The organism is Massilia sp. Root418 (assembly GCF_001425265.1).
Classification (GTDB): Bacteria; Pseudomonadota; Gammaproteobacteria; order Burkholderiales; family Burkholderiaceae_D; genus Rugamonas.
In genome coordinates, this window is record NZ_LMEC01000002.1 from 1 (window position 1) to 13844 (window position 13844).

The following is a 13844-nucleotide window of genomic DNA, read 5'->3' on the forward strand; positions in this document are numbered from 1 at the left end:
AGTCGCCCATGATGAGGTCTTCAAGAAACTGCACGCAGTCGCTGATGATGCTCAAGCTTGCCCCCTTTCATACTCGGCGCGCGCCTGCTCGACGGCCAGGCGGCCCTGCTCGCGCACGTCGGCTTTCCTGTGCTCGGGTTCCGGCAGCGAAGGCGATTCCCAGTCGCGCGGGCCTACACCGAACTCCGCGGTGTATTCGCCCGGCGGCACGTTGGTGAGCTGGGCGTGGCCTTTGTCGTCGAGCTTGCTTTGCGGACGGTGGAGCCCTGCGCCTCCGCTTCACGCTCACAGGCTTCGACCGCTTCATCAATGTACGGCTGGCACCGCCTCCCCGAAAAATTCGCGTTCTACGATATAGCCCGCCGCGCATGTCTAGACACTAGGGCTCCACTGCCATATTGTCTGGCCGTACTCCGATGCATCGAACGATGGCATATGTTCGCCTTCGTTGAAATGGCGCGCGCTGTCCTCCTTGGCTGGACTAAACCAGTTCCCCGCCCGCGGACAGGTCTGGCCACCCGCGACACGGAGCAACTCTACGCCACCGTCAAGCCTCACTGGCCGACGTGGCATGCTACGGGCATAATCAACGAGATCCTTCGGATACACAACCTCATCCCGGTAACCGGTGTCGTCAATGTCGTAAAGATAAGTGAATGCGGCGGAGCACATTGCCCAGTATCCAGAGTAAGGCGAGAAGTCAGGCTCAATTTTCTCGTGTTTTCCCCAAAAATGCGCCTGCCCTTTCATGGCAGAGTACCACTTGGTGACGTATTTTTTCATGGCTTTAGCGCGGGCTACCGGGCTATCGCAGTCGATGACCTCCACCAGCATTCCATACGGCTTATCCCACAGCCACTCATCCCCAATCGGCCGATCAGGCAGATAGAACTTGAGCAGCTCTTCCACAATGAGGTCGGCGCCGTCGTAATCGGTACCCTCCAACAAAGAACAAATGCGCGGGACAAGCTCTTCCTTATGAAGCAGGATCGCGGCGCACAGAATACCCAAATAGTCGACGTACTCATCAATAGGCTCTCCCAGCGTAAACACAGGGAAGTATTGATCCTCCGGAAGTTCGTCTCCAGACTTCGCTTCGCGCTCGTACGCTTGCACGACAGCAGGCAGCATGACCGCCAGATTCTGAAGTGCAACGCCTGCGGTATATCGCAACTGAAACTCATTCCATAACTGCCCAGCCATGAATCCCAACGCTACAGTTCTTTCATATGGCTTGTCACGCCATTCCACCAAGTTAGCACTATAGATGGCATCATCCGCGCGGAAATGGGCAATGGTATTGGTGAAGCTTTGTTCGTCAATGTATGGCTGCCTACGATTCAAATCGAATTCCTTGCTCATTTTCTTTTTCCCGCTGCTGGTTTTCTTGGTGGTTTGCCATTTTGGCTATACGTTTTGTTCGCATCATCAAGTGCTGCTTCACCGAACTCAAGGGCAATATCGTGACTGGCGTGCTCTTCCGCATATACTTGTGCTCTAACAGGATTGCTTTCCATCTTGTCTTTCAAAATTTTCCCAAGCGCCACAACATGTGAATAGGCTTGGGGCGGAGTTACCACCATCACGTGCCTGGAATAGTTTCCGACTATGCGTGCGCGCAGGCGCTCGAAGTCCCTCTCGATCCGGGCTCGAATCCACTCGTGGCTCATCTGCATCACTTTGGGAGTAGGCGCCTTGGGCGCTTGGCCAGCAGCAGCAAGACGCGTCCCTTTCGTGCTGCTTCGCGAACCCGATACCCGCTGCCCGCCTTTTGGCGCGAAACTGGCATTAGCTTCCCCCAAGAGATTCAGCAACTGAGGGGCAGGATTCATACTGGCCTTCGCCTCGACAACGGCGTATTGCTTTGGCCTTGCGCGATCTGTGAACCAAAGTGAATCTATACCGCTAGTAAGGACATGTGCTTTAGGCGTGCATAAATATATGGGTATCTCATCGTCATTGATTTTCCTATACACTCCCTGCCATCCTGACTTTTTGCCGCCGCTCGCCCTTGCGATCATGTCATGCTTATTCCATTGCAGTCCCCAGCCCTTCTGCTCAATTACGTGGTGGTCAACGATATGCTCTCCCAGCAGTCCTTTAAGGGCGTAATCTAGTTGGGAATAAGCTGTGAAAGCTACTTTCTGTATCACATTGGCTGTGGCTCCCTGTTTCTGCCGCGCCTGCGTGCGAGGCGTTTCCAAATCTTTATGCTTCGGCGCATTAGGTATGTTGCGCGCACCGTTTGCACGTCTGGCGGGGGTACCGCCGCCGCGCGACATGGCAGCGTTCCCTGCCACCGACATCGCCACGGCAGCCGCATGCTCGCCCAGCAGGCCTTCCAGAAATTTGCGGATCTCGGCAGCCGCTTCGCGGATCGGGGCGGCGAGCTTGCCGCGCATGGCGCGCAGGCTGGGGGCGACGTCGCGCGCGAGCTGTTCGATGCGGTCGGGGCACCACCAGTGTTTCTGGCCCAGGTAGTCCAGCATGGCGATACAGCTTTCCAGCGCCATGTTGGCCTGGATGATGGCCGCTTGCGTGTTGCCCGCCCAGTCCAGCGCGCGCACCCAGCGCACGGCACCGCCCTTTTTTTTGCCGAGCATGGTTTCGATCATCGCCACGCCGCTATTGATGACGCCCTTGGCGCGCTTGCGCTGCCGGTACAGGGGCTTGAACACGGTCTTGAAGGCGCTGCCCACNCTTGCGTGTTGCCCGCCCAGTCCAGCGCGCGCACCCAGCGCACGGCACCGCCCTTTTTTTTTGCCGAGCATGGTTTCGATCATCGCCACGCCGCTATTGATGACGCCCTTGGCGCGCTTGCGCTGCCGGTACAGGGGCTTGAACACGGTCTTGAAGGCGCTGCCCACTTCGGGAACCACGCCGAAGGCGGCGAAGCCAAGGTCCACTTTCTGGTCCAGCGAGGCCTTGGCGAAGCCGCCGTGCTTGTTGATGCGGTACAGGGTGCCGGAGATGTCGCGCACGTCCATCACCTGGTCCATCACGGGTATCAGCGAGACCAGGCCGCCAATGATCTGCGCGGAGACCATTTGCTCGTCATTGAAGTCGCCCATGATGAGGTCTTCAAGAAACTGCACGCAGTCGCTGATGATGCTCAAGCTTGCCCCCTTTCATACTCGGCGCGCGCCTGCTCGACGGCCAGSCGGCCCTGCTCGCGCACGTCGGCTTTCCTGTGCTCGGGTTCCGGCAGCGAAGGCNGGTCTTGAAGGCGCTGCCCACTTCGGAACCACGCCGAAGGCGGCGAAGCCAAGGTCCACTTTCTGGTCCAGCGAGGCCTTGGCGAAGCCGCCGTGCTTGTTGATGCGGTACAGGGTGCCGGAGATGTCGCGCACGTCCATCACTTGGTCCATCACGGGAATCAGCGAGACCAGGCCGCCGATGATCTGCGCGGAGACCATTTGCTCGTCRTTGAAGTCGCCCATGATGAGGTCTTCAAGAAACTGCACGCAGTCGCTGATGATGCTCAAGCTTGCCCCCTTTCATACTCGGCGCGCGCCTGCTCGACGGCCAGCCGGCCCTGCTCGCGCACGTCGGCTTTCCTGTGCTCGGGTTCCGGCAGCGGCGGCGATTCCCAGTCGCGCGGGTCTTCACCGAACTCCACCGTGTATTCGCCCGGCGGCACGTTGGTGAGCTGGGCGTGGCCTTTGTCGTCCAGCTTGCCTTTGCGGACGGTACCGTTGGCGAAGGTGACCAGGAAAGGTGCGCCGGGCACGCCGTCCAGGTCGTCGTACTGGAAGCGCAGTTCGATGTCGTTGTTGATGTTGTCCGGGTGCGGCAGTGCGGGCAGTTCGGGACTGGCGCTGGACGGGCCGGTCAGGTCCTTCATGGCGGCCTTGAAGTCCATGGTGCCGGGGCCGTGCACCTCGATGTTGCCGCCTTCGAGCCGGATGTAGGCGCCCTGCGCCGTGAGCAGCACGTGCTGGCGCGCGGCGGCGGTGATGCTGCCGGCGGTGCTGGCCACGGTGATGGCCTTGTCGGCCGTAGCACGCGTGGGGCCGGACTGGCTCTGGCTGCTGAACTTGCCGCTGGCAGCGTGCAGGCGGATGCCGGTTTCCTGGTTGGGCTTGTCGGCGTTGCCGGCTTTGCCGTAGGTGAACAGGGTGATGCCGGATTTGACCTGGTGCAGCAGGTTGCCTTGCGCGGCCTGGTCGATGTCCTGGCCGGCGGTGATGGCGCTGTGGGCCGCTGCGGTGACGATGGCGGAGGCCGGCGTGAGCGCGGCAATGCCTGCGGGGCTGGACAGTTGCAGCAGCGGCTGGCTGTAGGCGACGGCATCGCCCAAGCCGCCTTCGCCCCCCTCGCTGCCGCCACTCATGGCGCTGCCGCCCGCCACCGCGCCCAATGCTTCGGCGTTCTGCGTGGTCTGTTTGATGGCGGGCAGCTCGGCCGGCGCGGGCTTGGCGCCGTTGGCGTCCGGCAGGCCGGCGTTGTGCTGCTGGGCGGTATCGGCCAGCTGGGTTTGCAGCTGGGCAGCGCTCTGCAGCTGGGTCTGCGCTTCGCGCGCGTCCATGTGGGCGCCGATGCCGCCGGCGCGGGCGTCGGCCGACAGCAGCATGCCGGCGCCGGCGCGCAACGCCGTGGCGTGCTCGGCCTTCAGCTCGGCGCCGAAGCCGGCCGGGGCCAGGCGCTGGTTGTCGGTCTGGTGGCGCAAATGGCCGAGGTTGAGTTCGGCCGTGCCGGTGTGCGGGCTGGCGTGGTGCTGCAGGGCCACGCGAGGCTGGCCGGGACTGTCGTCGAACACCAGCTGGCGGTAGCTGCCGTCGCCGCGCTGGCTCGCTTGCAGGGCCTGGCTCTTGATACCGGACAGCACTGCCGGATGCGCGTGGGCAGCGCCTTGGCCGGGGAACCAGGCGCTGGCGTTGCCGGTGGCGCTGCCGCCACCTTGCGCCACCTGGTTGCTTTGCGCGTCCGCAGCGCCTTTGCCGTTGTAGAGCACGCCGATCACGACGGGGCGGTCGATGTCGCCTTCGATGAAGTCCACCAGCACTTCCTGGCCCACGCGGGGCACGGCGTTGCTGCCCCAATTGGCGCCCGCCACGGGTGCCAGCGGCGTGGCGACGCGGACCCAGGTACCGGCCTGATCATCGGCTGGCGCGCCGGTGTGGCTGGCGGGGTCCGGGTGCGCCAGGCGGCTGTGGCTGGCGTCCCCGCGCTGCCAGTGGAACTGCACCTTGATGCGATGGTCGCGGTCGGTGTACACGGGCACGCCGGCCGGGCCCACCACCAGCGCGGTCTGCTGGCCGCGCACGGCGGGACGGGGACGCAGCAGGTGGCCCAGGCCATCGTCGCGCCGCGTGCGATAGGGCACGGCGGCGCGGATGGCGTCGATGCGGTTGCGGTACAGCGGGCGCTCGGCGATGCTGTCGCCGGCAGCGTGTACGCTGGCGGTGCTGTCGAGCAGGCCGGCAGCGCGCCCGGAGGCCCCGGCGGCGGCGGCAGTGGCACTGGCGGCAGCGGTTGGGGCTGCTACGGTGCTGCCGGCAGTACCGGCGCCAACGGCAGAAACGGCGGCGCTGTGCAGTACGGCGCCCAGTTCGCCGTCCAGCAAGGCTTGCAGCGGACTGGCGGGCAGCGCGCGGGCCACGGCGGCGCGCATGTCTGCCGCCAGGTTGTTGTGCATCAGGTGGACGGCGCGCACCACCAGCATGGCGCGGGCGTCGCCGCCGGCGGCGTCCAGCGTCGCTTCGCCGCTCAGGGTGAAGGTGGTGCCGGGGCTAAGGGTGCGCACGGTGCCGGCGCCCACGTGCACTTCCTGCTCCGCTTCCAGCGCCTCCAGCTGGCGCTGCGCGATGCGCTGGCCGTGCTCGCGGCTGACATAGGCGTACTGGCCGGGCGCGTCGCGGATGGCCAGCGGCGCGCCGTCACCGGCCGGGTCCACGCTGGCGGCGCTCACGCCGCGTTCGTCCACTACGCGGTAGTCCCAGCTGAGCAGCTCCACGGCGTTGGTGCCGAGCCGGAATTCGGTGCGCCAGCGGTCCATGCTGTCCTGCTGCATGACGGCGCCCGGCTGCGTGAACCGCACTTCGCCGCAGGGATTGGGCTGGAAGCTGCCGTTGTGGTCGGCGATCACCAGCGTGTGCACGCCCAGGCCCGGGCTGGCCGGGTCGCCGCTGTGCTCGTAGTAGTAGAACAGGCCCTCCTCGCTCATCAGCCGCTCGGCGAAGGCGAAGTCGCTTTCCTGGTACTGGGTGACCAGGCTGCGGCGCGGGTATTGCGCACGGTCCTGGATGTCGAAGCGCCAGGCCGGCGCCAGCTTGCCCTGGCCGTTCCAGCGGGCGAATACGGCGTCCAGGATGTCGAACACGGTGACGTCCTGGAATACGCGGCTGTCGCGGCCGTGGGCCAGGAAGGCGGTCCACGGCTGCACGGTCAGCGCGTAGCGGGCAAAGCCGCCTTCGGCACCGCTCAGCTCGGCTGCCGTGATGTGACCGTGGAAGGCGCGCGGCGCGCCGGCTTGCTGGGTGAGCAGCTGCAGCAGGGCCGGCTGGCCGATCAGCGCCCGCAGGCCCAGGCCGGCATCGGTGGAGAGTGCGTCGATCTGCAGGCGGAAGCCGGCGCCCAGCGCTTCCTCGGCGCGCACGCGCTCGGCCAGCAGCACGTCCGCCCCCAGCGGGGTGAACAATTGCAGCAAACGGCTTGCTTGAGTGAAGTCAGGCGCGGGCATCGGCGGCGTTGGAATGTTAGCGATTTTATATGTACGGCTGAGATTACAACCCAGAAGTACAGATCACGCAAGAACGATTCGATTGCCGCGTAGCAACCTAAAAACTTATTTGAGGGTCAGCTTGAGAGCGGGCTTTTCGCCGTAGTCTTCGTAGCGCTCGTTGATGCCGCCGATGCAGAAGGTGATCTCTTCGAGGATATCCGGCACCGCCGCTTTCATGGCGGCGGCGTCCTTGATGACGATCTCCAGCAGCTCGTTCGGCTTGAGGTGGAACTTCGTCATGCCGTCCTCATCGCGCACATAGCTCAGGCAGTCGATCCACGCGTCCATGGTGTTGCCGTAGCTGTCGGGAAAGCCGAAGGCGGCCTTGCATTCGGCGTGGAAGCTGTCGAAATCCTTGATCGCTGCGCCGTTCAGTTCTGCGGTAGCCATTATTTTTTTTCCTTCGGGTCGGTAACGAAACCCATCTTGCTCAGGCCGCGCGTTTGCGCGGCCGCCATCACTTGCGCCACGATTTCGTAGCGGGTGTCCTTGTCGGCCCGCAGCTGCAGCTCGGGCTGTGCGTCCAGCCTGGCCGCTTCGTCCAGGCGCTGCTCCAGTTCGGGCTGCGTGACCGCTTCATTGTTCCAGTACAGCTTGCCTGCGCCATCGATGGCCACTGTCACCGTGGCCGGCTGCTGCTGCGACTGCTGCGCCTGCGCCTTGGGCAAGTCCAGCTTGACGGCGCTGGTGAAGGCCGGCGCGCCCAGGATAAAAATCACCAGCAGCACCAACATCACGTCCACCATGGGTGTGACGTTGATGTCGGACATCGCTTCCTTCTGCCGGTGGTGGTTGAATGCGCCGAAGGCCATGGCGGTTTCGCTTCCTTCCTTAACGGGCTTTGGTCAGGTAGGCGTGCAGGTCGTGCGCGAACGCGTCCAGTTCGGACAGGGTGAGCCGGTTCACGCGGTTGAAACCATTGTAGGCCAGCACCGCCGGGATCGCCACCATGAGGCCGATACCGGTCATGATCAGCGCCTCGCCCACCGGGCCGGCGATCTTGTCGATCTGCACCGTGCCGTGGCTGGAGACGGCCGACAGCGCATGGTAGATGCCCCACACCGTGCCCAGCAGGCCGACAAAGGGCGCGGTGGAACCGATCGAGGCCAGCAGGGTCAGGCCGCTTTCCAGCTTGATGGTGGAGCGGTGGATGGCGCCGCGCAGCACGCGCGTGACCTGCCCGGCGTGGTCCATGTCGCCGGCCAGGGTGCGCTTGTTCACCACGTCCACCTGCGCCGCGCCCTGTTGCGCCAGCGGCAGGTAGATGCGTTCCGGATCGGCCGCTTCCAGCGCGGCCACGCCGTCGCCCATGGTGGGCGCGTTCCAGAAGGTTTCCACGGCAGCGGCGCTGCGCCGCACCCGCCACGAGGCATAGGCCTTGGACAGGATGAAGTACCAGCTCACCAGCGACATCGCCAGCAGCACGTAAGCCACCGCGTGGCTCAGCGCATCGCCCTGGGCCCAGTAGCGGGCCAGGCTGAAATGGTTCTCCAGGTCGTCCATCGTCAGTTCAGCGACAGCACGTCATTCATGTCGAACAGGCCCACGGACTTGTCGGCCAGGAAGCGCGCAGCGCGCACCGAACCGTTGGCGTAGGACACCCGGCTGCTGGACTTGTGGCTGATCTCGATGCGCTCACCGTCCGCCGCGAACAGCACGGTATGGTCGCCGATGATGTCGCCACCGCGGATGGTGGCAAAGCCGATGGAGGACGGGTCGCGCGGACCGGTCACGCCTTCGCGCGCGTAGACCGCGCAATCCTTCAGGTCGCGGCCCAGCGCTTCGGCCACCACTTCGCCCATCTTCAGCGCGGTGCCGGACGGCGCGTCCACCTTGTGGCGGTGGTGCGCTTCGATGATCTCGATGTCGTAGCCGACGTTCAGGTTCCTGGCCGCCAGCTGCAGCAGCTTGAGGGTGACGTTCACGCCCACGCTCATATTGGGCGCGAAGACGATCGCGGTTTTCTTGGCCGCCTCGGCGATGGCGGCCTTGCCGGCCTCGTCGAAACCGGTGGTGCCTATTACCATCTTGATGCCGTGCTCGGCGCAGTAGGCCAGGTGCTCCAGCGTGCCTTCGGGACGGGTAAAGTCGATCAGCACGTCGGCGCCGGCCAGGCCCTTGGCCAGGTCCGATTCGATGGCCACGCCGGCCGGTTTGCCGGAGAAGGCTGCCGCGTCCTGGCCCAGGCTGGGCGAACCTGCGCGGTCCAGCGCGCCGGCCAGGCGCACTTCCGGCGTGCCCTGCACGGCTTCGATCAGCATGCGGCCCATGCGGCCGCTCGCGCCCGCGATTGCAATGTTCAGTTCAGTCATCACTATTCCTGGCTGCTTATTTCGAGTCGTTTTTGGCTTTGATTTCCACGTCGATGGCGGACGGCGCCGGCTTGTCGGTGCCGGCCGGCAGCGGGTTCTGCTTGCCCGCGACGATCTTGTCCTTGTCCTGGTCCTTCAGCGCCTGCTTGGCGTTCTTGGCGGGACCCGCGATCAGGGCGATGTACTCCTGCTCGGTGGGCAGGTTGCCGCCTTCAAAGCGGTCGACCTTGCCTTCCTTGAAGTAGATCACCACCGTGGAATCGATGGTTTCGCCATTGCCGCGCGCCAGGCGGAAGGGATAGTCCCAGCGCTCGGCATGGAAGATGTCCTGCAGCAGCGGCGTGCCGAGGATGAAGCGGACCTGGTCGCGCGTCATGCCGGGTTTGAGCTGCTGCAGCATTTCCTGGGAAATGAAGTTGCCCTGCTGGATGTCCGGACGGTACGGCGAGAAGAACCACATGAACTTCTGCAGCTGCGAAATGCTGCGGACTTGCGCGCCCTTGCCGGCCACGACCGCATTGTCTTCGACTTTGAGGTCGCCCTTTTTCTCGCCCAGGGTGCTGAGCGAGGCGCAGCCGGAAACGGCCAGCGCGAGGCAAATCGCGCCCGCCATCAGGGGCGTGCGGCGTTTCATACTGTGCAACGTGGACTGCGGTGTAGCCTGGGTGATGCGCATAAATGACCTCAAATCGATTGAGCGGAAGTGCCAAAACACTATATGATAAAGCACATTGTCCCACACACGAGTAAGAAACATGAGCAACAACCCAACCGACCTGAAGGCGAGCGGCCTGAAAGCGACTTTGCCGCGCCTGAAGATCCTCGACATTTTCCAGAATAGCCCGGTGCGCCACCTGACTGCGGAGGATGTTTACAAGATCCTGCTGGCGGACAATATGGATGTTGGCCTGGCAACCGTCTACCGTGTGTTGACCCAGTTCGAGCAGGCCGGCCTGCTCAACCGCAACCACTTCGAAACCGGCAAGGCCATCTTCGAGCTGAACGCCGGCTCGCACCACGATCACCTGGTGTGCCTGGACTGCGGCCGTGTGGAAGAATTCTTCGACGAGGAAATCGAGCACCGCCAGCAAAGCATCGCCGAGGCGCGCGGCTTCAAGATCGCCGAGCACGCGCTGGCCATCTACGGCAACTGCGTCAAGGAAGCCTGCCCGCACAAGCCGTGATGCTGGCGGGTTACGTGCTCCGCACTAACCCGCCCTACGGCATGTCGGTGCCCGCGCTCGCGTAGGGCGGGTTAGCGTAGCGTAACCCGCCGCCTCAGTGCTTGCCTGGTGCTTGCCTGGTGCTTGCCTAGTGGTTGCCTGGTGCTTGCCTAGTGGTTGCTCAGCGCATTCGACAGCAGCTTGGCCGTAATATCCACAATCGGTATCACCCGCTCGTAAGCCATGCGGGTCGGCCCGATCACGCCCAGGGTGCCGACGATCTTGCCGTTGGCCGCGTACGGCGCGGTGACCACGCTCATCTCGTCCATCGGCACCAGGTTGGATTCGCCGCCGATAAAGATCTGCACGCCGGACGCCTTGCTCGACACGTCGAGCAGCTGCATCAGCCCGGTCTTCTGCTCGAACATGTCGAACATCTGGCGCAGCGAGCTCATGTTGGAAGACAGGTCGCTCACCGACAGCAAGTTGCGTTCGCCGGCGATCACCATGTCGTCCGCGCTGTCGGCCATGGCTTCGCTGCCGGCCTCCACCGCCGCCTGCATCAGGCGACCCATGTCGGTCTGCAGCTGGCGCAGCTCGCCCTGCATGCGGCCGCGCACTTCCTCCAGCGCCAGGCCGCTGTAATGCTGGTTGATGTAATTGGCCGACTGCACCAGCTGGGCCGGCGTGTAGTCCACGTCGGTCAGCAGCATGCGGTTCTGCACGTCGCCCGCCGGGCTGACGATCACCAGCAGGATGCGCTTTTCCGACAGGCGCAGGAATTCAATCTGCTGGAACACCGATTCATGGCGCGGCGCCATCACCACCCCGGCGAACTGGGACAGCGAGGACAGCATCTGCGCCGCGTTGGCGATCAGCTTTTGCGGCTGCTGGCTGGGCAGGCGCATGCGCGCTTCCACCGAGCTCTCGTCGATGTGCTGCACGGTGAGCAGGGTGTCGACGAAGATGCGGTAGCCGCGCGGCGTGGGGATGCGGCCGGCCGAGGTGTGCGGGCTGGCCACGTAGCCCAGCTCCTCCAGGTCCGCCATGATGTTGCGGATGGTGGCCGGCGACAGTTCCAGTCCCGAGATCTTCGACAGCGCGCGCGAGCCTACCGGCTGGCCGTCGGCGATGTAGCGCTCCACGAGCGCCTTGAGCAGAGTTTGAGCACGAATATCGAGTTGCATAGGCTTATTATGCACGCAGACGCGCGCCGGCAGTAATCAATCTGCCAGCTGGTTCTCCAGCCAGTCCAGAAGTTCGTCAAAAGTGGCGCAGATGGCGTCCGGCGCGATGCCCGCGTCCAGGTGGGCCGCGCTGCCGCTGCGGTTCATCCACACCGCGCGCAGGCCGGCGCGCTGCGCGCCCTCCACGTCCAGTTTCAAATCGTCGCCGACGTACACCGCTTCGGACGGGTCCACGTTCAGCGCCCGGCAGGCGGCCAGGAAAATGGCCGGATCAGGCTTGGCGCTGCCGAAATGCGCGGCCGCCAGCGACACCTTGAAATGGTGGGCCATGCCGACAACTTCAAGGTCCGCGTTGCCGTTGGTGATGGTGCCCAGCACCAGGCGATCCTTCAGCTTGAGCAGGCCGGGCAGCACGTCGTCGTACAGCTTGACGGCGTTGCGCGCGGCCGAGAAGTGGCGCATGGCGCCGTCCAGGTGGCGTTCGTCCTCGCCCAGCTCGGCGAACGCGGCCTGCAGGCCGGCACGGCGCAGGCTGGCCAGGTCCACGTGCAGCTCGGGCCGCGCCGCCAGCAGCGCCATGCGGCGCGCGCGCAGCTCGTCGATGGAAAATTGCTGCGCCACGCGCGGGGCGTGCTCGGCCAGCCAGGCATGCAGCGTGAGTTCGGCCTGGGCGATTACGGGTGCAATCGGCCACAGGGTGTCGTCCAGGTCGAACAGGATGGCTTTCGGAGGCTTACGGGCTGTCATGGAGATATTGTCGCACGGCTGCGGCTGGCGGGGCTACAGACGCGTGCACCGCGCCAGACACGTCGCACGCGGCACGCGGCACGGCCCGTGCATGTAAAATTGGCAGATCGTCTACAGGGAGTGTGCTTTGCCCCAATTGTTCCGCCTGCCCGCCCAGGCCAAACCGGCCCGACCGCTCAGCCTGTCTGCACTGCCTGCCTTGCGCACCCTGCCGCCGCTGGCCGTGCTTGCCCTGCTGGCGGCCTGTGCCGGCCAGCCCGGCCAGCCCTCGCCAGCGGCCGCGCAGCCCGCCCCGCCACCAGCCGGGGCCGCCATCCTGGCCGCGCCGGACGGCTTTGCCGCCTACGTGCTGATGGGCGAATCCGGCGCTGTGGCGCGCGTGGTGCTGGACGCGCCGGCCTGCCCCGCCATCACCGTGGACGGCGCCAGCCGCCCGATGGCGCTGCGCGCCGCACCCGCCACCCTGCCGCTGCGGCCGACCGCCGGCAAGGGCGACGCCAAGCCGTCCGCCTTCCCGCTGCGGGTGTGCGAAGCGGACCTGCCGCCGGCAGCCGCCAGCGCCAGCGTGCTGGGCCGCGCCTTGCCGCTGCCGCGCGCCGAACCGCAGCGCATTGTCGTCATCGGCGACACCGGCTGCCGCCTGAAAAAAAGCGGCAACGAATACCAGGACTGCAACGACCCGCAAGCCTATCCCTTCGCCACGGTTGCGGCGGCTGCTGCGGCCTGGCGGCCAGACCTGGTGGTGCACGTGGGCGACTACCACTACCGCGAAACCGCCTGCCCCGCCGGCAAGGCCGGCTGCGCCGGCAGCCCCTACGGCTACGGCTGGGACGCCTGGCGCGAGGACTTGTTCCGCCCCGCCGCCGCCCTGCTGTCGGCCGCGCCATGGGTGGTGGCGCGTGGCAACCACGAAAGCTGCGAACGCGCCGGCCAGGGCTGGTGGCGGCTGTTGGACCCGCGTCCCCTGCGCAGCGGCCGCGACTGCATCGACCCCGCCTCCGACAGCGCCGGCGACTACAGCGAACCGTACGCCGTGTCCCTGGGCGGCAACGCCCAGCTGCTGGTGGCCGACACCGCCGCCACGACGTGGAAAGGCCTGAAGCCGGGCGACACTGGCTACGAACAGTACCGCGCCACCTACCGCCGGCTGGACGCGCTGTCGCAGCAGGCCGACTGGAACATCGGCGTGATGCACCACCCCATCCTGGGCGTGGGCGCCGAGCTCAAACCGAATGGCCAGCTCGACTGGCACCTGGGCGACCTCGGCCTGCAGCAAAGTTTCGGCTCGCTCAACCCGCAGCTGCTGCCGGCGCGCGTGCAGGCGCTGCTGTCCGGCCATGTGCACCTGTGGCAGCAGCTGAGCTTTTCCAGCCCGCATCCCACCCAGTTCGTGGCCGGCTTCTCCGGCACCGCCGAAGACATGGCCCCGCTGCCGGCGCGCCTGCCGGCCGGCGTCAGCCCGGCGCCGGGCGCGGTGGCCGACCAGTTCAGTACCTGGATCGGCGGCTTCGGCTTCATGGCCATGGAGCGCGGCGGGCCGGGCGAATGGACGGTGACCGTGCACGACCGGCATGGCGCCGTAAAAAACCGCTGCCAGATCAGCGGCAGACGCTCCGTATGCAGCGTGACACAAGTACAATAGCCGGTTTCGCCATGCCAAAAGTCACAAGCTGTTACAAGTTGCCGGTTCCGGATGCACTAAAATAGGCGC

General features: G+C 65.2%; 11 protein-coding genes and 1 pseudogene. 2 read left to right on the forward strand and 10 right to left on the reverse strand.

All coding sequences use genetic code 11. The features are described from left to right. Positions 1-372 precede the first annotated feature (372 nt). From ASC94_RS05730 to ASC94_RS05770, 8 genes and pseudogenes are all read right to left on the reverse strand, one after another. On the reverse strand, positions 373-1362 hold the full coding sequence (locus ASC94_RS05730) for a PoNe immunity protein domain-containing protein (protein WP_056392208.1): 990 nt from the start codon (positions 1360-1362) through the stop codon (positions 373-375). Then, positions 1359-2699, reverse strand: a pseudogene (locus ASC94_RS05735) (hypothetical protein); the annotation flags it as partial. The gene ASC94_RS05730 and the pseudogene ASC94_RS05735, both read right to left, overlap by 4 nt. Positions 2700-3481: 782 nt before the next feature. Further along, positions 3482-6682 carry a type VI secretion system Vgr family protein gene (gene tssI, locus ASC94_RS05745; RefSeq protein WP_082616275.1) on the reverse strand — a complete coding sequence of 1067 codons (3201 nt, stop codon included), beginning with the start codon at positions 6680-6682 and terminating at the stop codon, positions 3482-3484. Between the two features lie 105 nt (positions 6683-6787). Next, positions 6788-7114, reverse strand: coding sequence for a barstar family protein (locus ASC94_RS05750; protein WP_056392215.1), 327 nt, complete (start codon positions 7112-7114; stop codon positions 6788-6790). Beyond that, positions 7114-7536: a biopolymer transporter ExbD gene (locus ASC94_RS05755; RefSeq protein ID WP_056392217.1), complete on the reverse strand. Its 423-nt coding sequence runs from the start codon at positions 7534-7536 to the stop codon at positions 7114-7116. Before ASC94_RS05755 ends, ASC94_RS05750 begins: the two co-directional genes overlap by 1 nt. A 19-nt stretch (positions 7537-7555) precedes the next feature. Next, the gene (locus ASC94_RS05760) at positions 7556-8227 is read right to left on the reverse strand and encodes a MotA/TolQ/ExbB proton channel family protein (RefSeq protein WP_056392218.1); all 672 of its coding nucleotides are present in this window, start codon (positions 8225-8227) and stop codon (positions 7556-7558) included. 2 nt (positions 8228-8229) lie between these two features. Next, on the reverse strand, positions 8230-9036 hold the full coding sequence (gene dapB, locus ASC94_RS05765) for a 4-hydroxy-tetrahydrodipicolinate reductase (protein ID WP_056392221.1): 807 nt from the start codon (positions 9034-9036) through the stop codon (positions 8230-8232). Between the two features lie 16 nt (positions 9037-9052). Further along, positions 9053-9670, reverse strand: a complete 618-nt coding sequence (locus ASC94_RS05770) for an outer membrane protein assembly factor BamE (protein ID WP_229417182.1) — start codon at positions 9668-9670, stop codon at positions 9053-9055. A 121-nt stretch (positions 9671-9791) separates the two neighbouring features. Here ASC94_RS05770 and fur point away from each other — a divergent pair, with 121 nt between their 5' ends. Beyond that, entirely contained in the window at positions 9792-10220 is a 429-nt protein-coding gene (gene fur, locus ASC94_RS05775) for a ferric iron uptake transcriptional regulator (protein WP_056392224.1), read from the forward strand. Between the two features lie 149 nt (positions 10221-10369). Here the strand turns inward: fur and hrcA are convergent, their stop codons facing one another. Together hrcA and ASC94_RS05785 are read right to left on the reverse strand one after the other, a co-directional pair. Next, positions 10370-11386, reverse strand: coding sequence for a heat-inducible transcriptional repressor HrcA (hrcA, locus tag ASC94_RS05780; RefSeq protein WP_056392226.1), 1017 nt, complete (start codon positions 11384-11386; stop codon positions 10370-10372). 36 nt (positions 11387-11422) lie between these two features. Beyond that, on the reverse strand, positions 11423-12133 hold the full coding sequence (locus ASC94_RS05785) for an HAD family hydrolase (RefSeq protein WP_056392228.1): 711 nt from the start codon (positions 12131-12133) through the stop codon (positions 11423-11425). A gap of 127 nt (positions 12134-12260) precedes the next feature. Here ASC94_RS05785 and ASC94_RS05790 point away from each other — a divergent pair, with 127 nt between their 5' ends. After that, positions 12261-13775: a metallophosphoesterase gene (locus tag ASC94_RS05790; protein WP_229417183.1), complete on the forward strand. Its 1515-nt coding sequence runs from the start codon at positions 12261-12263 to the stop codon at positions 13773-13775. Positions 13776-13844: the final 69 nt, after the last annotated feature.

What these genes read in the sequence shown, in the direction of transcription:
- ASC94_RS05730 (WP_056392208.1), bottom strand. Translation starts at nt 1,362, where the DNA reads ATGAGCAAGGAATTCGATTTGAATCGTAGGCAGCCATACATTGACGAA.
- tssI (WP_082616275.1), bottom strand. Translation starts at nt 6,682, where the DNA reads ATGCCCGCGCCTGACTTCACTCAAGCAAGCCGTTTGCTGCAATTGTTC.
- ASC94_RS05750 (WP_056392215.1), bottom strand. Translation starts at nt 7,114, where the DNA reads ATGGCTACCGCAGAACTGAACGGCGCAGCGATCAAGGATTTCGACAGC.
- ASC94_RS05755 (WP_056392217.1), bottom strand. Translation starts at nt 7,536, where the DNA reads ATGGCCTTCGGCGCATTCAACCACCACCGGCAGAAGGAAGCGATGTCC.
- ASC94_RS05760 (WP_056392218.1), bottom strand. Translation starts at nt 8,227, where the DNA reads ATGGACGACCTGGAGAACCATTTCAGCCTGGCCCGCTACTGGGCCCAG.
- dapB (WP_056392221.1), bottom strand. Translation starts at nt 9,036, where the DNA reads ATGACTGAACTGAACATTGCAATCGCGGGCGCGAGCGGCCGCATGGGC.
- ASC94_RS05770 (WP_229417182.1), bottom strand. Translation starts at nt 9,670, where the DNA reads ATGAAACGCCGCACGCCCCTGATGGCGGGCGCGATTTGCCTCGCGCTG.
- fur (WP_056392224.1), top strand. Translation starts at nt 9,792, where the DNA reads ATGAGCAACAACCCAACCGACCTGAAGGCGAGCGGCCTGAAAGCGACT.
- hrcA (WP_056392226.1), bottom strand. Translation starts at nt 11,386, where the DNA reads ATGCAACTCGATATTCGTGCTCAAACTCTGCTCAAGGCGCTCGTGGAG.
- ASC94_RS05785 (WP_056392228.1), bottom strand. Translation starts at nt 12,133, where the DNA reads ATGACAGCCCGTAAGCCTCCGAAAGCCATCCTGTTCGACCTGGACGAC.